The sequence below is a fragment of the Acidocella sp. MX-AZ03 genome, from assembly GCF_027626035.1.
GTDB classification, from domain to species: domain Bacteria; phylum Pseudomonadota; class Alphaproteobacteria; order Acetobacterales; family Acetobacteraceae; genus Acidocella; species Acidocella facilis.
In genome coordinates this window covers 2,470,394-2,487,633 of sequence record NZ_CP110774.1, presented here as the reverse complement: position 1 = coordinate 2,487,633, position 17,240 = coordinate 2,470,394, and the positions used below count along the sequence as shown (strand labels likewise).

Below are 17,240 nucleotides of genomic sequence, written 5' to 3'. Positions count from 1 at the left end.
GTTCAGTCATTTTCTTCAGCCCAGCTTTGCAGGAGCCGCGCGACGCCCGGTATGTTTTCCGCCGCCTGGTCGCGCAGCTCGGTGAAATCGCGCGGCGGCACCACCACCGGCAGCGGCCGCTGCGGCAGCGGCGCGGGCGCTGGCGGCGGGATCAGCGTTTTCAGATTGACATTGGCCAAGCGCCGCCCCGCCGGCAGCGCCAGCCCGAACAGCAGCGCCAGCGCCGCCACCACCTCCAGCAGCGCATGCGCCACCGGATTGGCCGCCGCCGCCAGCGGTGCCGCCGCAAGCCCACCGCTCGGCTTCTGGAAGGGCGAGGCCAGCACATTCACGCTGACATTCGGATAGGCGAAGCCGGCGGCGATCGCGGCCTTCACCTGCTCGGTGGTCAAGCCCTTCGGCAGCGCCGCCTGGTTCAGCACCACGGATACGGCGAGCCCCTTCACCGCCCAATCCGGCTTGGTGATATCCGCCTGGGTCTGGTCATTGACGAAGCTCTGATCGAGATCGTCGCTGCTTTTGCTGGGCAGCGTCGGCTTGCTGGCGGGCGCGCCGCTCGTGCCGGGGGCGGCGCTGGCCGTGGTGCTCGCGCTCGCATTGGCGCTGGCCCCGGCGGCCCCGGCGCTGGTCTGCCCCGGCGGCTCGTTGGAGAGCGCGCCGGAATGCCGATGGCGCTGTTATCCGGCCCGGTCTGGGTGCTCTGCTTGCTGTCCGAATGCGCCACGAGATGGGTGGGCCCGTAGCTGGTCTGCTGGATATGGGTGCGGGTGAAATCCAGCTGGGCGGACACATCGGTTTGAAAATTCCCGGCCCCCACCAAGGGGATCAGCAGCCCGGCGACACGCGCCGCCGCCCCGGCCTCGACCTGCGAGACGGTGGCGAATTGCGCCCCGGTGGTCAGGCTGTCGGAGGGGGGTAGAGCGTGGTGCCCGCGGTGGTGACCACGGTGACGCCCGTCTCCTCCAGGCCCGGCACCGCGCCGGCGACCAGCCGGGCGATCGCCTCGGCCTGGCTGGCGGCCTGGCCGGGATCGGCATCCAGCACCACCGAGGCGGCGGGCTTGGGCTGGTCCGCCAGAAACGGCGTTTCCGGTGGCAGCGCCAGGAACACTTGCGCGCTGCGAATGCCGGCCAGCTGCTGGATGGATTGTTGCAAGGAGAGTTCCAGAGCCTGGGTCGCCATCGCGCTCTGGGCGCGCTCGGAGGTCGTCATCGGCGCGGTTTCAAGCTGGGTCCAGGCGGCTTGCGTGTTCGAGCCCGGCACCTGCGCCGCGCCCAGCTGCAGCCGCGCCTGCGCCAGCTGCGGGGCGGGCACCAGAATCACGTTGCCGGCGGCCTGCAGCTGATAGGGAATGCCGAGCTTTTGCAGCTGCGCGATCACCTTGCCGCCATCCGCCGGCGAAAGCCCCTCGCTCAACACCGCATAAGGCGGCCCGGACAGTTCCAGCCAGGCGACGATGCCGAGCGAAAGCAGCACCACGCCGCCCGCCGCCCAAAGCAGCTTCGGCAGCCTGGCCGCCGCCGCCCGCCCCCGCGCCAACATGTCGCGCGCCCGCTCCATCGATCAGAACTGCATGTTCATCACCGCCTGATAGGCGGAGACAATTTCATTGCGGACCGCCACGGTGGCGTTCCAGGCCACATCCGCCCGGTCGCTCGCCACCAGCGCCTTGCCCAGCGTGGCGCCCGGAAGCCCGGCGCTGTAGCCGGCCTCCGCCGCCGTGGCCGCCTGCTGGCTGGCGCTGACATGTTGCAGCGCGTCCGAGACCAGGGACAGAAAATGTCCGGGCTGCGGTGCGGTCGCGGCCGACGCGCGCGCGCCGGCGGCCACGCCCTGCCCCAGAATCGTTGAGATCATCAAACAGCTCCTTTATGGACCGAGGATAAAAGCGGGAGAGGCGCGGGGCGGGATCGCCCGCGCCGCCTCAGCGCGGCCGCCGCCCGCGCCGGGGAAATTTATTTTCGGAAATCAGGAAAACTTTGCTCATGCCGCACGATTAAATCCGTACGCCTAATCAATTCTTAAAATCGGCGCGGGCGATTTTTCTTGTCGCTTTAACCGCCTCTCAACACTTCCCAGCCATTCTGTCGCGACCCTGCGCAAATATAGCTGATTGGAGCGCCGTTCTCATGCCGATTATTCTTGTTCTCGACGATTCCGCCACAATGGTGATGAGTCTGTCACATATCCTGAAAGGAGCGGGTTATGAGGTCGAGACCGGCATGAACGGGCGCGAGGGAATCACCAAGCTGAGCGGGGGGTTGAAGCCGGCGGCGATCCTGACGGACCTGAACATGCCGGAGCTGGATGGCATCGGCTTCATCAAGGAAGCCCGCAAGATCGCTTCCGCGCGCTTCACGCCGATCATTGTGCTGACAACGGAATCAGGCGGGCGCAAGCGCGACGAGGCGCGGGCCGCCGGGGCCTCGGGCTGGCTGACCAAGCCGGCGGAGCCGAACCAGCTTTTATCCGTCGTCAAGCAGCTTTGCCCGGTAAAATAAAGGAGATCGGACATGAACGGGATGGCTGAGGCAAATGAAAAGCTGGTCTGTGCCATCCTGGCCGAGCAGGTTGCGCATTTACGCGACAAGATGGATGCGAGCGACGCGTTTGATCTGCTTTGGCGGACCTCGGCCTTGCTGTCCTGGCTGTCCGGATTGCTGGCCGATATTAATCGGCAATCGCCGCAGGCCAGTCCGGTGGTGGAGCGCGAACGCAATGAGGCGATCAGCGAGATCGCCGAAATCCGCCGCAAGCTGGACCATCTCGCCTTTGTCGAGGCGCAGCGGCAGGATTTCGCCAAGCAGATCGCTGATTGCGTGATTGTGGCGCTGGAGCGCATGTCCGATGCGCAGATGCCCCCGGGCACGCATTTTGCTTCCGCGGATCTTGCGGCGCTTTATGTGAGCGAGGATCAGCGCCGCCTGCATGAGGAGGTGTTGCAACGCTTGAAAGGGCAAGCGGCCTGAACCAGAAAAAAGTGCCTCTGGGCACTTTTTTTTTGCCAAGATCGGCGCCGCCAGGAAATCCGGCGCCGTGGAATTCGAATATAGGGATGGATACAGGACAGGCAGGATCAGGCCTGTTTTTACCATTTCTTCATCCCACCCGGATAGATCTCTTCCTGAAGCCCGAATGGGGCGGCAAATGCCGTGATCCCGTCGGTGGAATGAAGGAAGCTGATGATGCAGGCAGGATTTCTGGATTTCTATGGCGCCGTGCTGAATGTCCGGCAGGAGCGCGCGGATCTCATCGCCAATAATGTCGCCAATGCGGATACGCCGAATTACAAGGCGGTCGATATCTCCTTTGACTCTGCCCTGGCCAGCAGCCTGGGCGCAGGCGAGGGGCAGGATGCCGGTGCGCAATATCGCATGGATGGCGTGGTCGGGCTGAATGGCAATGATGTCTCGCTCGATAATGAACGTATCGAGGCCGTGCAGAATGGCGAGCAGATGCAAGCCGCCGCGACGTTCCTGCATCAATCCACCACGGCGCTGGTCACCGCGCTGCGTCCCAATCCCAGCGGCAATTAAAGGCGGTTCATCTCATGGGCAATGGTGTTTTCTCAATCATCGGCAGCGCCCTGGCGGCGCAGGATCAACGGCTCAGCGCGATTTCCTCGAACCTCGCGAATGCCTCCTCCATCGCCGCGCCAGGCGCGCAGCCTTACCGGGCGCAGGAGCTGGTTTTCCAGGCGGCGCCGGTGGTGGATGCGACGCAGATGGATGGCGCCACTCCCCCGCTCGGCGTGCAGGTCTTAACCAGCGTGCAAAGCAACGCACCGCCGACGCGCAAATACGATCCAGGCAATCCCTACGCGGATGCCTCAGGCTATGTCACCTCCTCGAATGTCTCACCGGTCGATGAGATGGTGAACATGATCGACAGCACGAATTCCTATTCGGCCTCGGTCGCGCTGCTCCAACAATCCACGCGGATCGATCAGCAAATCATCAACAGCTTTCAGGTGACATGATGACCAGCATGACCTCGCCCAGCACCAGCACCAGCGGCATTTCCAACGCCTCGGTCGCCGCCTCGACCACCGCGAGCACGGCCTCATCCGGCAGCGCCGCCAGCCTGACGCAGAATGATTTCCTGCAACTCCTGACAGCGCAGTTGAAATATCAATCGCCAACCTCACCCGCCGACCCGACGCAGATGACACAGGAATTCGCGGCGATTTCGACCGTGGATGGCATCAACCAGCTCAATACCAACCTCACGGGTTTGCAAACCGCGAATGGCGCCGCTCAGCTGGCCCAGGCTTCGGCGCTGGTGGGGCGGCTGGTGGCGGTCAACGGCAACAGCCTGTTCGCAAACAGCACGGGTAGCGCCACCGGCGCGTTCAACCTACCGAGCGCCAGCGCCAATACCGATGTCACCATTCTTAACGCCAATGGCAGTGTCGCGGGGACGATGAATCTGGGGGCGCTGCCAGCGGGACAGCAAAGCTTTAAATGGACAGGCGGCACCGCCGGCGATAGCTACAGCTATCAGATCAGCGCCGCCAGCGCCAGCGGCGTGCCGATCTCCGCCACGCCCTACACGGTTTACAATGTCCAGGGCGTCAATCTTACCAACGGCACACCAAGCCTGGATGTCGCCGGCAGCGCCAGCGCATTGCCCATTTCTTCCGTTCAAACTGTTCTGGGAGCATCTTCATGACACTGCAAACTGCCTTATCAGGCCTCACAAGCGCCCAGACGGGGCTCAACACCGTTTCAAATAATCTCGCCAATGCCAACACCACGGCCTATAAAAGCCAAACGGCGTTGTTCCAGGATATTTATCCGAGCAACGCCACCAATACGCCAGGCATCGGCTCGTCGTTGGAAGGCATGTCGACGGATCTGACCGAAGGCAATCTGACCTCGACGGGCAATTCGCTGGACGCGGCGATCCAAGGCAATGGCTATTTCATCGTCTCCAGCAACGGCGCGCAACAATATACCCGCGACGGCGCATTTCAGCTCAGCTCATCGGGCCAGTTGGAAACGCTGAACGGCTCCAAATTATTGGGCTACGCGACGGTTAATGGTGTGCAGGGCAATACGCTGGGCCGATAACGATCAATACCGGGGCCGTCGCCGCCAACGCCACCAGCACGCTCGGACTGACGCTGAATCTGAATTCCGGCGACAAGACGATTCCCTCCACCACGACCTTCAACCCATCGGACCCGACCACCTATAGCGAGAGCACATCCGCCGTCACCTACGATTCCCTGGGCAATGCCAATCGCGTGCAGTTTTACCTGGTGCAGAACCAGCCCGCGACCAGCGGCGCCACGCCGAGCTGGACGGTTTACGCCCAGCCCGAATTGGCCAACGGCACGAATGTTGGCACGCCGCAGAATTTGACGACGCTGGGCTTCTCCACCTCGGGCACGCTCACCTCCGGCAGTCCCGCCACCTTGGCGGTGAATTGGGGAAATGGCGCGGCTGCATCGAATATCGCGATGAATTTCACCGGCACCACCTTGGCGGCGCAGAGTTTCGCCGTCGCCGGCATCACCAATAATGGCTATGCGCCGGGCAATTACACAGGCAGCAGCATCTCCGCCGATGGCTCGGTGCAAGCCAGCTATTCCAACGGGCAGACGCTGAGTGCGGGCAAAATCGCGCTTGCCAATTTCATCAATCCGGAGGGGTTGAATCCGGTCACCGGCAATCTTTACGCTGTCACCAACAGCTCAGGCCAGCCAGTGGTGAATACGCCAGGCAGCGGCCAGGCCGGAACGCTCTCCGGTGGCGAGCTGGAAGCTTCCAATGCCTCCACCTCCTCTCTGCTCGTCTCGCTGATTCAGTATCAGCAAGCCTACCAGGCGAACACCTCGGTGATCCAGACCGAGCAGCAGGACAGCCAGAGGCTGGTGCAGATCTAACAAGGTAGAACAAGATGTATTCGGATTCCCTCTATACCGGCATGGCCGGGCTGCAGGCGATTACCGCGCAGATGCAAGCCGTGGCCAGCAACCTCGCCAACGCGCAAACCGCTGGCTATGAAGCCGTGCAGGCGGTGACGGATGCGCAGGCCTATAGCGGCAGCAATGCGCCGGTGGGGGCGGATGCGGCCGTGGAAACGCTGGGGCCGGATCTGAAACCAGGCCCGATGCGCCAGACCGGCGATCCGCTGAATGTTGCCATTGCCGGCGATGGCTGGCTGCAGGTGCAAACGCCCAGCGGCACGGCCCTGACCCGCAACGGAACACTCAGCATCTCCGCGGCGGGTCTGCTGACGGATAGTTCCGGCAATCCGATCCTCGACAATAACGGTACGCCGATCAGCCTTCCACCTTTGACGAAACTGCAAATCGGCGAGGACGGGACGATCTCTGGCATCGCCGCCGGAAATCCCGGCGGGGATGCGAAAGTCTATGGGCGAATCGGCCTGGTTGCCACGCCGTCCGGCAAACTCAGCGCGCTTGGCGGCTCGCTCTACCAGGCCCCGGCGGGAACGAATTTAAGCCAGAGCAGCACAGCCTCGCTGCATCAAGGCTACATCAATGACAGCAATGTCGATCCCACCAGCGCGATGATGGAGATGATCGACAGCAGCCGGTCCTATCAGCTGCAGACGGACCTGATGAAAACCCAAAGCAGCACCTCACAGGATCTCAATAATATCTTGGCGCAGGGCTGATTCGTCATGCCAGAATTTGGAGCCGCATTATGAACCACGCATTGGACACGATCGCCACCGGCCTCGCCGCCAGCCAGACGATGATGAACACGATCGCCGACAATCTCTCGAACGTGAACACGACGGGCTTCAAGTCGGAAACGCCGGAATTTCAAACCTTGCTCTACCAGGATGGCATCCAGCCCGGGGCCAATTCAACCGGCCAGACCGTTTATCCCTCCGGACTCGAAATCGGGACTGGCGTGAAGGTTGCTTCGGTGAAGGATACCTTGACCCAGGGCGCGTTGACCAGCACCGGCAACCCGCTCGATCTGGCGATCAACGGCTCCGGTTATTTCCAGGTGCTTCTGCCCAACGGCCAAACCGCCTACACGCGTGACGGCGCGTTTCAGCTCAACGCCACGGGCCAGCTCGTCACCTCATCGGGCTATCAGGTCCTACCCAACGTCACCATTCCCAGCAACGCCACCTCGGTGACGATCGGGACGGATGGAACGGTTTCCGTGACATTGCCTGGATCCTCCACCGCCTCGCAAATCGGCCAGATCCAGCTTGCAAATTTCGTCAATCCGCAGGGGCTGCAGCCGCTGGGTGGGAATCTGTATGCGTCCACGACCTCCTCGGGCACCGCCGTCAATGGCGCGCCGCAGAGCAACGGCCTTGGCTCCGTCAACCAGTCCTATCTCGAAGCCTCGAATGTCGATGTCGTGCAGTCGATGGTGAACATGATCTCGGCGGAGCGCGCCTACCAGCTCGGCACCCAGGTGGCCAGCGCCATCGATAATCAGCTCAACTATCTGGCGCAGGCGGCTGCTGGCGCATGAAACGTTTGCTGCCCGTTTTGCTGCTCACTGGCTGCCAAACGATTGCGGCACCGCCGCCCAGTCTGGTCAAGCCGGCGGCGTTTCCGGTGGCAGCCTTGCCCCGCTCGCATCGCAGGACGGGTCGATTTTTCCGGCTTCCACAATGGGCTCACTTTACGAGCCGCGGCGCGATTGGCGTATGGGCGATCTCGTGACAATCGACATCGTCACGAGCAGCGCCGCGAGCAATACCGACAACGCCGCTCTGAAACGGACCGGAACGCTCAACGATTCCATGACGAGTTTCATGGGAATCCCGATGAGCTTTGGCCATATCAATGGCGGCAGCCTCGCTCCTTCCATCGGCGCCACCTCCGATCAGGAATATACCGGAACCGGCGCGGCAAGTGCGGCGAATAATATTTCCGGTCAGGTCGAGGCGGTTGTCACCCATGTCGACGCCAATGGCATTCTCACTCTTGAAGGCCGCACCAACGTGAATATCAACGGCAATGTGATTTCCATCGTCGTCACCGGCTATGCCAGCCCGGACGATATCGCCGCCAATACCACCATCAGCTCGAATCAGGTCGCCGATATGAATGTGCAATATGTCGGCATCGGGCCGATCAACGGCGCACATCAGCTGCCTTGGCTGCAACGCGTCCTCAACAAGATTGCGCCATTCTGATGCGAATCTGCGCCGCAACTCTCCTGGCTCTCCTGGTGTTTGGCGGCAAGGCCTTCGCCGCCGGCGATGCGACGACCATCGGCCAGCTGGTGTCCGTCGCCGGCGCGCCCAGCAACCAGCTTTATGGCTACGGGCTGGTTGTCGGCCTACCCGGCACGGGCGACCAGACGACCCAGGTTCCCTACACGCAGCAATCCATCCTCAACATGCTGCGCAATATGGGCATCGCCTTGCCAAATGTCTCAACCATGCAGCCCAACGATGTCGCCTCCGTGATGGTGACGGCGGAAGTTCCCGCCTTCGCGCATTCCGGCCAGCATGCGGATGTCACCGTCTCCGCGGTCGGGAATGCAACGTCATTGGCTGGTGGCGTGTTATTGCCAACCCCGTTGCGCGGCGGCAATGGCGTTGTCTATGCCCAGGCGCAGGGGCCGCTGCTGGTCAGCGGATTCGCCGCGAGTGCCGGCGGAACATCCGCCAGCGTGAATGTGCCGACAGTCGGTACCTTGCCCGGCGGCGCCATCCTGGCCACGACGATTCCCGCCACCTACGCGATCAACGGCGCGTCCGCGTTGCTGCTCAACCAGCCCAGCTATCAGACCGCCCAGCAGATCGCGGATGTCATTAATCGCTATGATGCGGGCACGGCCACAGCCGTTTCGCCCGGTGAGGTCGATCTCTCCGCCCAGGGCCAGGATGCGATGCGCTTCATGGCCAATGTGCTCGCCTTGCCGATCACCCCGGTCGGCCAGGCGCCGACCATCGTGGTGGATGCGCAAAGCGGTACCATCGTGATGAATGCCGGGGTCACGCTGGGCCCGGCCGTTGTCAGCCATGGCGATCTGACCGTGACCATCCAGACGCAAAATAGCGTGAGCCAACCAGGGCCGTTTTCCAATGGCTCGACCGTCGGTGTCCGCAATACCGCGGTCAACGCCAAGCAGAGCAAGGCGCAGGTCATCAACCTGCCACGCGCCGCAACGCTGCAGGATGTGGCTGCGGCGTTGAATGCAGTGGGCGCCACCCCGCAAGATTTGATCGCCATCATCCAGGCGCTGAAGCAAGCCGGCGCCATCAACGGAACCATCAAGGTGATATGATGATCGAGGCACGGACCGCCCTAAATGCCGCCAACCCCGCGCCCACCCGGCCGACGCAGAAAGAGGCGATGCAGCATCTGACCGGGTTGCTCTGGTATCAGATGCTCAGCACGCTGAATGAAACCGGCATGGATGCGTCCACGCTGGGCCAGGGTGGCAGCGATTTTCAGAGCATGTTCCTGTGGAATCTCGCGCAGAATGATTTCGGCAAATATGATGCCCGGCTGCTGCAGGCGGCGCAGCGCCAGATTGGCGGACAGGCGCTGCAGACCCCGGCTCCTACCGCCTCAACCGCTTCCGTGCTTGCCGCCATGGGGTGCCGGCGCCGGTCAATGAAACCCCGTTGGCGCCGGCGCCCCAGCCAACGCCCGGATCTGAACAAGAGCTGGATCAGGCGACGAATTTTGCCAAATCCATCTGGCCGCAAATCACTGCGGCCGCGCAGGCCCTCGGGGTGCCGGCGGTGGCGGTGCTGGCGCAAACGGCATTGGAAACCGGGTGGGGTGCCGCGGCACCCGGCCATAATCTGTTCGGCATCAAGGCCGGGCCTGGCCAAGCCGGCAGCCTGCGGGCGACGCATGAAATGCAGAATGGCGTAGCCGTCGCGCAGGATGCAGCATTTCGTGATTATGCCGACCCCACCGCCAGCGTTTCGGATTATGTCGGCTTGATCCAGTCCAACTATCAAAACGCCACCGGCCAGGGCAGCGTCGCAGGATTCGCGCAGGCCCTGCAAGCTGGCGGTTACGCAACGGACGATCAATATGCGGAAAAAATCATGAAAATCGCGCAATCGCCTTTGATGAGCGCGGTGCTGCAATCGGTCGGTGCATCATCTTCGAATAGCGGAGCGCAACCATGAGTGGTCTCACCAACGCCGTTAATGCCGCGCTATCTGGCCTTCAATTATTTGAGGCCGGCATTTCGACAGTTTCCAATAACCTCGCCAACGCCAATACCGCCGGCTACACCGTTGAAAACGTCAACGCGCAAACGGCGCAGGCCGCGGCCGGGCAGCCAGGCGCGGGGGTGTTGCCAGCGCAGATCACGCGTGCGGCCTCGGGCTTTGCCGCCTCCCAGCTGCGAACGGCGAACAGCGCCAGCGCCGCCGCCAGCGCACAATCCACGGCGCTGACCGACATTTCCAACGCCCTGACCAATAACGGCAATGTGCAGACGGCGATTAACCAATTTTTCTCCGATATTGGCAGCCTCGCCGCCAGCCCTTCAAGTTCCGCGCTGCGCCAGACGGTTTTGTCGGACGCCGGCAATGTCGTCGGAACCTTCCAGACCGCCGCGACCAGCATCGCCAGCGTCGTCTCCGGTCAGCAGGCCGGGCTGAGCTCGAATGTCACCGCCGCCAACCAGATTTTGCAGCAGCTCAGCACTTTGAACAAATCCCTGCAAACCGCGCCAAATTCACCGAGTCTGCTGGACCAGCGTGATTCCGCGTTAAACGCGCTGTCACAATATCTGCCGGTGAATATTATCCCGCAAAGCGATGGCGGGGTGGTGGTGGCCACGGGCGGCACCGTGCTGGTGGATCAAAGCGGCGTGCAGGCGCTGGCGCTGGCGGAAAACGCGAACGGCCAAACCACGCTCACCGCCGGCAATAACCAGATGAAGCTGACGCTGGGCGAATCCGATGGATCGCTCGGCGCCACCCTCGCCAACATCGTCGCGGGCGGGCAGGCGACGCAATCTCTCAGCGCTTTGGCGGCGGTATTTTCAGCGCAGGTGAACACCGCGCAGGCGCAGGGGCTGACACCAACCGGCACCAGCGGCACACCGATTTTTTCCGTCCCGGCGCCCAGCGTCGCGCCCAGCGGCGGCAATAGCGGCAGCGCCGTCATCACGGCGAGCCTGAGCAATGAAGCCGCGCTGCCGGCGAATGGCGGGCCCTTCACCTTGACCTACAACAGCACAAGCGGCTGGAGCGCCGTGGATCAAGCCAACGGCCAGAGCTACATTGTAGGCGGCACGCCGCCGGCTTTTGCCGGGCTGGCGCTGAGCATCTCCGGCACCGCCAATAATGGCGACAGCTTCACCGTCAATCCCGCCCGGGTGCCGCCAATGCCATTGCCGTCGCCGCGACGACCCCCAACGATATCGCCGCCGCCGACCCTTATGTCGCGACCAACGGGACGCTGCAAACAGATGGTTCTGTTATCAACAAGAATGCCGGGACCATCAATGTCGGCACGGATTCGGTAACCTCCAGCCCCGCCAGCGGCAGCGCCGTGGTGCCGGCCAGCTATTACGGGCAAAATCTTCTGCTCACCTTTACCTCCGCCAGCGCCTATAATGTTTCCACCCTTGCCAGTCCCGGCACCATCATCGCCAGCGGCACGCTGGGCAGCAATGGCGGCAATGTCGCGGTGGCCTACCCGTCCGGTCTGGCGTCCGGGCAATATTGGAATTTGCCACTCACCGGCGCGCCGGTGGCGGGAGACACGTTGAGCCTCAGCCCCGGCGGCAGTGCCAGCGGCAGCAATGCGCAGCGCCTCGCCAATCTATGGACCGCGACCGGAACCACCAGTTCCGGCACGCTGGAGCAAAGCTTCGTTGGATTATCGACGGATTTGGGCGCCAACGCCGCCGCCGCGCAGGCGCTGGCGACATCGACAGGCTCGCAGGTCACCGCCGCCACCACCAACCTCGCCACCATCGCCGGGTGAATAGCGACCAGCAGGCGGTGCTGATGACGAATTACGAGCAAGCCTACCAGGCGGCGGCAAAGGCCATCAGCGCCGCCAACACCATGTTTGATTCATTGTTGAACGCGATTTGAGGAGCTGCGATGAAGAAGATCATTCTCGGCGCGGTCGCCGCGCTGGTGCTCGTGGGTGGCGGCGGTGGCGGTGCGCTGGTCTATATGAAAATGACCGGCCACCACAGCCCCCCCGCCCATCCGAAACCCCCGCCGCCGAAGCCGCTCCTCTTTGGCACGCTGGAGAATATGGTGGTGAGCGTGCCGCTGGATTCCAGCGCCCAGGCCGGGCAGGGCTTCGTGCAGATTTCCATCCAATACGCCACCACGGATCAGAAGGCGATCGACAGTTTCAACGCGCTGCTGCCGATCATCAAGGCGGAGACGATCACGCTTTTGATGAAGCAGACGGCGAAGCAGCTGATGGACCCTTCCACCCATGATTCGCTGACAAAAACCTGCGTCACCCTCGCCAACCAGGTGCTGGACAAAAATGCCGGCTTCACCCCGCCGGACCCGTTCACCGCCGCCTACATCACCAACATCGTGCAACAGGATTGAGCCAAAATGGGCACGGAAACAATTTCCGCTGCGGCTTCCACCATCGCGACATTACTGATCCTCCTGGGCTGCCTCGCGGCGGGCGCCTTTCTGCTGCGGCGTCTGCGCGCCAGGGCCGCGCCGGCGGCGGCGAACATGCCTCTCGCCATTCTTGCCGCCCGGGCGCTGGGCGGGCAGCAAAGTCTCGTCATCGCGCAAGCGGGCGGCCAGGTCTTGCTGCTTGGCGTCGGGCGCGGCGGCATCGCTCTGCTCAGCCGGCTCGATGCCGATGAATAGGCCCCTGGCCTATGCCGCGCCGCTGCTGCTGGCGGGCGCCGCGCATGCCGCGCCGGCGGGGCTCACCATCGTCAACACGCTCGCGAAGAATGGCGGTGAAGCCTACTCGCTGGATGTGCAGAGCCTGCTGGTCATCACCGCGCTCGCCTTCCTGCCCGGGCTGATCCTGTTGATGACGAGCTTCACTCGCATCATCATCGTCCTCTCCATCATGCGCCAGGCGATCGGGCTGCAAACCACGCCGCCCAACATGGTGCTGGCGGCCTTGGCCTTGGCGCTCTCCGTCTTCGTCATGCGCGGCGTCATCCAGCAGGAGCAGGACAAGGCCTTGCAGCCTTATCTCGCCGGGCAGATCACCTTCTCCGAGGCCATCGCCGCCGCGCAGCCGCCGGAGCGCGATTTCATGCTTGCCCAAACCCGCAAGGCGCCGCTGCATCTGTTCGTCGATCTCTCGGGCCAGCATTATGCCGCGCCGCGCGATGTACCCTTCACCGTGCTGGTTCCCGCCTTCGCCACCTCGGAGCTGGAGACGGCCTTTCAGATCGGTTTTCTGGTCTATATCCCGTTCGTGCTGATCGATCTCGCGGTCGCCTCCATCCTGATGTCGCTGGGCATGATCATGGTCTCGCCCACGCTGATCTCCTTGCCGCTGAAATTGCTGGTCTTTGTCTCCATCCATGGCTGGGTGCTGGTTTTGGGCACGCTGGCCAATAGTTTCGGCTGATGCCGCTTTATCTGCACTTGCTGCAACATGCCTTTTCGCTGGCGCTGGCGGCGTTGTGGCCTTGCGTGGCAGTGCTGCTGCTGGTCGGCATCATCACCGCCATCATCCAATCTGCGCTGCAGATCGAGGATGCCACCTTCGCGCTGCTGCCCAAAACCATCGCCATGGCCGGGCTCGCCGTCACTGGCGGCTTCGGCGCGGTGGCGATGTTCGAGGCGCTGGCGCGGGACTTCATCCTGCACGCGGCCATTCTGGTGCATCAGCCATGGTCTTAGATGAACAGACCGTGATGCTCTGGTTCGGTCGCTTCCTCTGGCCGTTTCTGCGCATCACCGGGCTGTTCCTCACCGCCCCCCTGTTCGGCTCCGCCCTCCTCCCCAACATGGTCAAGGCGCTGCTGGCCGCTGCCCTGGCCTTGGCGCTCGCCCTCTGGCTGCCGGACCTGCCCGCCTACCCGGCGGACCCGGCCCGCGCCATCCTCACCGGCTTTGAGCAGATCGCCTATGGCGCGCTGCTCGGCATGGCGGCGCAGATCGTCCTCGCCGCGCTCTCCTCCGCCGGTGAGATCATCGGCGAGGCGATGGGCCTCTCCTTTGCCACGCTGCAATTCCGCGACGCGCCGGGCGCCAGCTCGGTGCTGGCGGATATCATGCAATGGGCCGGGCTGCTCGGCTATATGGCGGCGGGCGGGCCGGTCTGGCTGTTCATGGCGCTGGCCCATTCCTTCGCGCATGGCGCCGGGGTGGCGCCGCTGCAAGGCTGGGGGCGCTGGCCGGCATGGGCGGGGTGGTGTTCTCCGCCGCCTTGGCGCTGGCGCTGCCGGTGCTGGCGGCGGGGTTCTGCGTCAACCTCACCGTTGGGCTTGCCACCATCTTCGCCCCCAGCCTCAATTTGCTCTCTGTCGGCTTTCCATTGCTGATTCTGGCCGGGCTCTGGGTGCTGGTGGGCATGGTGCCGGCCATTGGGGTGGCCACGTCGCATCTCACCGCGCAATCCATGGCGGCCATCGCCGGGTTGATGCCGCATGGCTGAAGGGGCGGGCGAGAAGAAGCATGCCCCCACCGAGCGCCGGCTGCGCCAGGCGGCCGAACGGGGTGATGTCAGCCGCTCGCAGGATCTGCCCCGGGCCGCCATCATCGTGCTGTTCACGGTGCTGGCGCTGGCGGCCGCGGGCGGGCTGGGGCTGCGCCTGCTGGATCTGGTCGCGGCCGGGCTGGCGCAGGCGGGCACCGCGCCCTTGCCGGCGGCGCTGGGGCTGGCCGGGGGCGTGTTCTGGCGGCTCTTCCCCTTGCTCGGGCTCATCGCCGCCATCGGCGCGGCTTCCAGCCTCGCCTCGGGCGGGTTCGTCTTCGCGCTCAATCTGTTGGCGCCGGATCTCTCCAAATTGCTGCCCCAGGCTGGATTTTCGCAGATCTTCTCCGGACACGGCATGGCGGAGCAGGGCAAATCCGTGTTGAAAATGCTCGCCATCGCCCTGGCGGGCGCGGTGGCGATCCTCGCGCGCCGGCCGGATTTCACCGCCCTGGCCTGGCTGCCCCGCCCCGCCGCCAGCGCCTTCTTCGCCCTGGCCACGCAATGTTTGAGCCTCATCTGCCTGGTGCTGGGGCTGCTGGCGGGGGTGGATTTCGCGCTCCAGTTCTGGCTGCACCGGCGCAAGCTGCGGATGTCGGATGAGGATATGCGCGAGGAGATGAAGGAGGCGGCGGGCAACCCGCATGTGAAATCCCGCCAGCGCGCCCTGGCCCGCAAAATGGCCCGCGCCCGGCAGATGCAGCGTGTGCCGGAGGCCAGCGTGGTGGTCACCAACCCCACCCATTTCGCCTGCGCCATCCGCTATCGCCGCGGGCAGGACAGGGCGCCGATGCTGCTCGCCAAAGGGGCCGGGCCGCAGGCGGAGGAAATCATCGCCCGGGCGCGCGGCCATGGCGTGCCGGTGGTGCAGTCCCCGCCTCTGGCGCGCGCGGTGTTTCGCTATGTGGAGCCGGATGAATATGTGCCCACCGCCCTCTACCGCGCCTGCGCGGAGGTTCTGGCCTATGTCTGGCGGCTGCAGCGCTGGCGCGCCCAGGGCGGGGCGAAGCCGCAGCCGCCGAAACCGCAGGCGGGTGACATCGAGGTCTCGCGCTGGCTGCCGGGCGCCTGAGCAGGTCAGAGGATTTGTCTATTATTTAAATCGCTTCTCACAAATAAGTTGACGGAACGTTCATTTTACCACAAGGAAAAAAGACGCCCACATCCGGCGGCCGAACGTCTAATCCAAGCAGGGATCATAAAATAATGAGCACAATCTCGCGGGGCGGCGAACGCCTCAAGCGTGACAGCCTCGGGCTTTCGCAGATCATTGCCTCCACCCTCGCCAACATCGCCCCGGCGATGAGCTTTTTCTTTGGTTTCGGGCTGATCGCCTCCGGTGCCGGCGTCGGCGCGCCGCTGACCATCCTGGTCGCGATGGTGGTGATTTTGTTCCTCACCAACACGCTGGCGCAGTTTTCGCGCTATCGCCCCAGCACCGGCTCCTTCGTCACCTTCATCGGCATGGCCTTCGGCCCTGGGCGGGGCGGCGGCTTCCATCTTCGTCGTGGTCGGCTATTGCATCGCCGCCGCCTCGGTGGTGGTGATCTCCGGCGGCTGGGCGGCGCAGACGCTGCAAACCTTCCTCGGCATCAATATCCCCTGGCAGGTGCTGGCGATTATCGCGACCGCCATTGTCGGCGTGCTGGTCTCGCGCGGCATTTCGCTCTCCACCACCTGGGCGGCGATCTTCTTCTATTTCGAGCTGATCCTGCTGGTCGTCGGCGCGGTGATCATGCTGGTGGTCAATCGCGGCTCGATCTCGATGGCCCCCTTCACCATCGCCGCCGTCACCGGCGGCTGGAAGGGCATCGGGCTCGGCTTCCCGCTGGCCATCTATCTGTTCATCGGCTGGGAGAATTCCGCGATGCTGGCGGAAGAAACCACCAATCCCCGCCGCAACGTGCCGCGCGCGCTGATCGTCGGCACGCTCTCCATCGGCATTCTCTACATGTTCCTCTCCTTCGCGACGGAGACGGCCTTCCATAACGATGTGAAGGCGATCACCAACTCCTCGCTGCCGTTTGTCGATGCCTTCAAGGCGTCCGCCGCCGGCATTCTCATCATCGCCTATCTCGCAGGCGTGACCTCGATCTTCTCCTCGCTCATCGGCCTTACCAACGCCCAGGCGCGCATCCTGTTCTCCTCCGCGCGCGAGGGGCTGCTTCCGCCTTTCTTCGGCAAGATCCACCCGCAGCATCGCACCCCGCACGCGGCGATGTGGACCTATATCGTGGTGGCTTTGGTGATCGTGCTCGGCTTCGGCACGTTTTACAATATCGATCCGGTGACCCTGTTCGGCGATACCGGCACGCTGGGCACCATCCCGGTGGTGGTCACCTATCTGCTCACCAATTTGGCGCTGCCGGTCTATATGCTTCGCTATCACCGTGAGGATTTCAACGTTTTCACGCATCTGATCGTTCCGGTGGTCGGCACATTGCTGATGCTGATGCCGCTCTGGGGCTGATCGAGCCGGGCCAGCCTTATCCGTTCAACCTGTATCCGAAGCTGGCGCTGGGCCTGCTGGTGGTGTCGGTGATTTACGGCGTGCTGCTGGCGAAATCCAAGCCGGATCTGGTGCAGCGCATCGGCTCCTACGTCGCCGACGAAGAATATTAAAAGTTTTGGGGTGCAGCCCTTTTTTCAAAAAGGG

The 17,240-nt window shown here is 63.5% G+C and carries 28 protein-coding genes; 23 read left to right on the top strand and 5 right to left on the bottom strand.

From position 1 onward, the window contains the following. Nucleotides 1-2: 2 nt before the first annotated feature. From GT370_RS13840 to GT370_RS13830, 4 genes are all read right to left on the bottom strand, one after another. Nucleotides 3-446, bottom strand: coding sequence for a hypothetical protein (locus GT370_RS13840; protein WP_144052730.1), 444 nt, complete (start codon nucleotides 444-446; stop codon nucleotides 3-5). Beyond that, nucleotides 443-817: a flagellar M-ring protein FliF C-terminal domain-containing protein gene (locus GT370_RS21555; RefSeq protein ID WP_442865436.1), complete on the bottom strand. Its 375-nt coding sequence runs from the start codon at nucleotides 815-817 to the stop codon at nucleotides 443-445. The genes GT370_RS13840 and GT370_RS21555 overlap by 4 nt, the downstream gene beginning before the upstream one ends. Nucleotides 818-897: 80 nt before the next feature. Continuing rightward, nucleotides 898-1,560, bottom strand: coding sequence for a hypothetical protein (locus GT370_RS13835; protein WP_270183239.1), 663 nt, complete (start codon nucleotides 1,558-1,560; stop codon nucleotides 898-900). A gap of 3 nt (nucleotides 1,561-1,563) precedes the next feature. Beyond that, nucleotides 1,564-1,857 (bottom strand): flagellar hook-basal body complex protein FliE, encoded by a 294-nt coding sequence (locus GT370_RS13830; protein ID WP_008494042.1) that lies wholly within the window; start codon nucleotides 1,855-1,857, stop codon nucleotides 1,564-1,566. Between the two features lie 272 nt (nucleotides 1,858-2,129). Between GT370_RS13830 and GT370_RS13825 the strand changes: the two genes are divergently transcribed. The 22 genes from GT370_RS13825 (at nucleotide 2,130) to GT370_RS13720 (ending at nucleotide 15,656) form a co-directional block, all read left to right on the top strand. Further along, nucleotides 2,130-2,501: a response regulator gene (locus GT370_RS13825; protein WP_008494043.1), complete on the top strand. Its 372-nt coding sequence runs from the start codon at nucleotides 2,130-2,132 to the stop codon at nucleotides 2,499-2,501. A gap of 12 nt (nucleotides 2,502-2,513) precedes the next feature. Beyond that, nucleotides 2,514-2,969, top strand: coding sequence for a hypothetical protein (locus GT370_RS13820; RefSeq protein WP_008494044.1), 456 nt, complete (start codon nucleotides 2,514-2,516; stop codon nucleotides 2,967-2,969). A 213-nt stretch (nucleotides 2,970-3,182) separates the two neighbouring features. Then, nucleotides 3,183-3,536, top strand: coding sequence for a flagellar basal body rod protein FlgB (locus GT370_RS13815; RefSeq protein WP_008494045.1), 354 nt, complete (start codon nucleotides 3,183-3,185; stop codon nucleotides 3,534-3,536). A gap of 14 nt (nucleotides 3,537-3,550) precedes the next feature. After that, entirely contained in the window at nucleotides 3,551-3,979 is a 429-nt protein-coding gene (flgC, locus tag GT370_RS13810) for a flagellar basal body rod protein FlgC (RefSeq protein WP_008494046.1), read from the top strand. Then, nucleotides 3,976-4,671, top strand: coding sequence for a flagellar hook assembly protein FlgD (locus tag GT370_RS13805; protein ID WP_270183238.1), 696 nt, complete (start codon nucleotides 3,976-3,978; stop codon nucleotides 4,669-4,671). The genes flgC and GT370_RS13805 overlap by 4 nt, the downstream gene beginning before the upstream one ends. Further along, on the top strand, nucleotides 4,668-5,072 hold the full coding sequence (locus tag GT370_RS13800) for a flagellar hook-basal body complex protein (protein WP_270183237.1): 405 nt from the start codon (nucleotides 4,668-4,670) through the stop codon (nucleotides 5,070-5,072). Before GT370_RS13805 ends, GT370_RS13800 begins: the two co-directional genes overlap by 4 nt. Beyond that, nucleotides 5,069-5,890: a flagellar hook-basal body complex protein gene (locus GT370_RS13795; protein WP_333490084.1), complete on the top strand. Its 822-nt coding sequence runs from the start codon at nucleotides 5,069-5,071 to the stop codon at nucleotides 5,888-5,890. Before GT370_RS13800 ends, GT370_RS13795 begins: the two co-directional genes overlap by 4 nt. 14 nt (nucleotides 5,891-5,904) lie before the next feature. After that, nucleotides 5,905-6,648: a flagellar hook-basal body complex protein gene (locus GT370_RS13790; RefSeq protein ID WP_008494049.1), complete on the top strand. Its 744-nt coding sequence runs from the start codon at nucleotides 5,905-5,907 to the stop codon at nucleotides 6,646-6,648. A gap of 29 nt (nucleotides 6,649-6,677) precedes the next feature. Then, complete coding sequence (flgG, locus tag GT370_RS13785) at nucleotides 6,678-7,472, top strand: flagellar basal-body rod protein FlgG (protein ID WP_008494050.1); 795 nt, start codon at nucleotides 6,678-6,680, stop codon at nucleotides 7,470-7,472. A gap of 142 nt (nucleotides 7,473-7,614) precedes the next feature. After that, nucleotides 7,615-8,142, top strand: a complete 528-nt coding sequence (locus GT370_RS13780) for a flagellar basal body L-ring protein FlgH (RefSeq protein WP_234730562.1) — start codon at nucleotides 7,615-7,617, stop codon at nucleotides 8,140-8,142. A 35-nt stretch (nucleotides 8,143-8,177) separates the two neighbouring features. Further along, nucleotides 8,178-9,242: a flagellar basal body P-ring protein FlgI gene (locus GT370_RS13775; RefSeq protein WP_270183236.1), complete on the top strand. Its 1,065-nt coding sequence runs from the start codon at nucleotides 8,178-8,180 to the stop codon at nucleotides 9,240-9,242. Between the two features lie 316 nt (nucleotides 9,243-9,558). Then, complete coding sequence (locus GT370_RS13770) at nucleotides 9,559-10,104, top strand: glycoside hydrolase family 73 protein (protein ID WP_333489957.1); 546 nt, start codon at nucleotides 9,559-9,561, stop codon at nucleotides 10,102-10,104. Further along, nucleotides 10,101-11,456 carry a FlgK family flagellar hook-associated protein gene (locus GT370_RS13765; protein WP_270183235.1) on the top strand — a complete coding sequence of 452 codons (1,356 nt, stop codon included), beginning with the start codon at nucleotides 10,101-10,103 and terminating at the stop codon, nucleotides 11,454-11,456. Before GT370_RS13770 ends, GT370_RS13765 begins: the two co-directional genes overlap by 4 nt. A gap of 29 nt (nucleotides 11,457-11,485) precedes the next feature. After that, nucleotides 11,486-11,920, top strand: a complete 435-nt coding sequence (locus GT370_RS13760; protein ID WP_270183234.1) for a hypothetical protein — start codon at nucleotides 11,486-11,488, stop codon at nucleotides 11,918-11,920. Next, on the top strand, nucleotides 11,917-12,033 hold the full coding sequence (locus GT370_RS13755; protein WP_270183233.1) for a flagellar basal body rod C-terminal domain-containing protein: 117 nt from the start codon (nucleotides 11,917-11,919) through the stop codon (nucleotides 12,031-12,033). The genes GT370_RS13760 and GT370_RS13755 overlap by 4 nt, the downstream gene beginning before the upstream one ends. A gap of 9 nt (nucleotides 12,034-12,042) precedes the next feature. After that, complete coding sequence (locus tag GT370_RS13750) at nucleotides 12,043-12,513, top strand: flagellar basal body-associated FliL family protein (RefSeq protein ID WP_008494056.1); 471 nt, start codon at nucleotides 12,043-12,045, stop codon at nucleotides 12,511-12,513. A 6-nt stretch (nucleotides 12,514-12,519) separates the two neighbouring features. Beyond that, complete coding sequence (locus GT370_RS13745) at nucleotides 12,520-12,789, top strand: flagellar biosynthetic protein FliO (RefSeq protein ID WP_008494057.1); 270 nt, start codon at nucleotides 12,520-12,522, stop codon at nucleotides 12,787-12,789. Beyond that, nucleotides 12,782-13,513: a flagellar type III secretion system pore protein FliP gene (gene fliP / locus GT370_RS13740; protein WP_008494058.1), complete on the top strand. Its 732-nt coding sequence runs from the start codon at nucleotides 12,782-12,784 to the stop codon at nucleotides 13,511-13,513. Before GT370_RS13745 ends, fliP begins: the two co-directional genes overlap by 8 nt. Continuing rightward, nucleotides 13,513-13,788, top strand: a complete 276-nt coding sequence (locus GT370_RS13735; RefSeq protein ID WP_008494059.1) for a flagellar biosynthetic protein FliQ — start codon at nucleotides 13,513-13,515, stop codon at nucleotides 13,786-13,788. The genes fliP and GT370_RS13735 overlap by 1 nt, the downstream gene beginning before the upstream one ends. Next, nucleotides 13,779-14,432, top strand: coding sequence for a flagellar biosynthetic protein FliR (locus GT370_RS13730; RefSeq protein WP_270183232.1), 654 nt, complete (start codon nucleotides 13,779-13,781; stop codon nucleotides 14,430-14,432). The genes GT370_RS13735 and GT370_RS13730 overlap by 10 nt, the downstream gene beginning before the upstream one ends. Then, complete coding sequence (locus GT370_RS13725) at nucleotides 14,336-14,545, top strand: flagellar biosynthetic protein FliR (RefSeq protein WP_270183231.1); 210 nt, start codon at nucleotides 14,336-14,338, stop codon at nucleotides 14,543-14,545. Before GT370_RS13730 ends, GT370_RS13725 begins: the two co-directional genes overlap by 97 nt. Beyond that, nucleotides 14,538-15,656 (top strand): EscU/YscU/HrcU family type III secretion system export apparatus switch protein, encoded by a 1,119-nt coding sequence (locus GT370_RS13720; RefSeq protein ID WP_270183230.1) that lies wholly within the window; start codon nucleotides 14,538-14,540, stop codon nucleotides 15,654-15,656. The genes GT370_RS13725 and GT370_RS13720 overlap by 8 nt, the downstream gene beginning before the upstream one ends. Nucleotides 15,657-15,721: 65 nt before the next feature. On the opposite strand, the gene GT370_RS13715 is transcribed toward GT370_RS13720, so the two are convergent. Beyond that, nucleotides 15,722-16,084: a hypothetical protein gene (locus tag GT370_RS13715; protein ID WP_270183229.1), complete on the bottom strand. Its 363-nt coding sequence runs from the start codon at nucleotides 16,082-16,084 to the stop codon at nucleotides 15,722-15,724. 7 nt (nucleotides 16,085-16,091) lie between these two features. On the opposite strand from GT370_RS13715, the gene GT370_RS13710 reads away from it, so the two are divergent. Then, on the top strand, nucleotides 16,092-17,054 hold the full coding sequence (locus tag GT370_RS13710) for an APC family permease (RefSeq protein WP_270183228.1): 963 nt from the start codon (nucleotides 16,092-16,094) through the stop codon (nucleotides 17,052-17,054). Nucleotides 17,055-17,240: the final 186 nt, after the last annotated feature.

Excerpts from the sequence above, each read along its gene's own strand:
- GT370_RS13835 (WP_270183239.1), bottom strand. The coding sequence starts at position 1,560 with ATGGAGCGGGCGCGCGACATGTTGGCGCGGGGGCGGGCGGCGGCGGCC.
- GT370_RS13830 (WP_008494042.1), bottom strand. The coding sequence starts at position 1,857 with ATGATCTCAACGATTCTGGGGCAGGGCGTGGCCGCCGGCGCGCGCGCG.
- GT370_RS13825 (WP_008494043.1), top strand. The coding sequence starts at position 2,130 with ATGCCGATTATTCTTGTTCTCGACGATTCCGCCACAATGGTGATGAGT.
- GT370_RS13820 (WP_008494044.1), top strand. The coding sequence starts at position 2,514 with ATGAACGGGATGGCTGAGGCAAATGAAAAGCTGGTCTGTGCCATCCTG.
- GT370_RS13815 (WP_008494045.1), top strand. The coding sequence starts at position 3,183 with ATGATGCAGGCAGGATTTCTGGATTTCTATGGCGCCGTGCTGAATGTC.
- flgC (WP_008494046.1), top strand. The coding sequence starts at position 3,551 with ATGGGCAATGGTGTTTTCTCAATCATCGGCAGCGCCCTGGCGGCGCAG.
- GT370_RS13805 (WP_270183238.1), top strand. The coding sequence starts at position 3,976 with ATGATGACCAGCATGACCTCGCCCAGCACCAGCACCAGCGGCATTTCC.
- GT370_RS13800 (WP_270183237.1), top strand. The coding sequence starts at position 4,668 with ATGACACTGCAAACTGCCTTATCAGGCCTCACAAGCGCCCAGACGGGG.
- GT370_RS13790 (WP_008494049.1), top strand. The coding sequence starts at position 5,905 with ATGTATTCGGATTCCCTCTATACCGGCATGGCCGGGCTGCAGGCGATT.
- flgG (WP_008494050.1), top strand. The coding sequence starts at position 6,678 with ATGAACCACGCATTGGACACGATCGCCACCGGCCTCGCCGCCAGCCAG.
- GT370_RS13780 (WP_234730562.1), top strand. The coding sequence starts at position 7,615 with ATGGGCTCACTTTACGAGCCGCGGCGCGATTGGCGTATGGGCGATCTC.
- GT370_RS13765 (WP_270183235.1), top strand. The coding sequence starts at position 10,101 with ATGAGTGGTCTCACCAACGCCGTTAATGCCGCGCTATCTGGCCTTCAA.
- GT370_RS13750 (WP_008494056.1), top strand. The coding sequence starts at position 12,043 with ATGAAGAAGATCATTCTCGGCGCGGTCGCCGCGCTGGTGCTCGTGGGT.
- GT370_RS13745 (WP_008494057.1), top strand. The coding sequence starts at position 12,520 with ATGGGCACGGAAACAATTTCCGCTGCGGCTTCCACCATCGCGACATTA.
- fliP (WP_008494058.1), top strand. The coding sequence starts at position 12,782 with ATGAATAGGCCCCTGGCCTATGCCGCGCCGCTGCTGCTGGCGGGCGCC.
- GT370_RS13735 (WP_008494059.1), top strand. The coding sequence starts at position 13,513 with ATGCCGCTTTATCTGCACTTGCTGCAACATGCCTTTTCGCTGGCGCTG.
- GT370_RS13730 (WP_270183232.1), top strand. The coding sequence starts at position 13,779 with ATGGTCTTAGATGAACAGACCGTGATGCTCTGGTTCGGTCGCTTCCTC.
- GT370_RS13720 (WP_270183230.1), top strand. The coding sequence starts at position 14,538 with ATGGCTGAAGGGGCGGGCGAGAAGAAGCATGCCCCCACCGAGCGCCGG.
- GT370_RS13715 (WP_270183229.1), bottom strand. The coding sequence starts at position 16,084 with ATGGAAGCCGCCGCCCCGCCCAGGGCCGAAGGCCATGCCGATGAAGGT.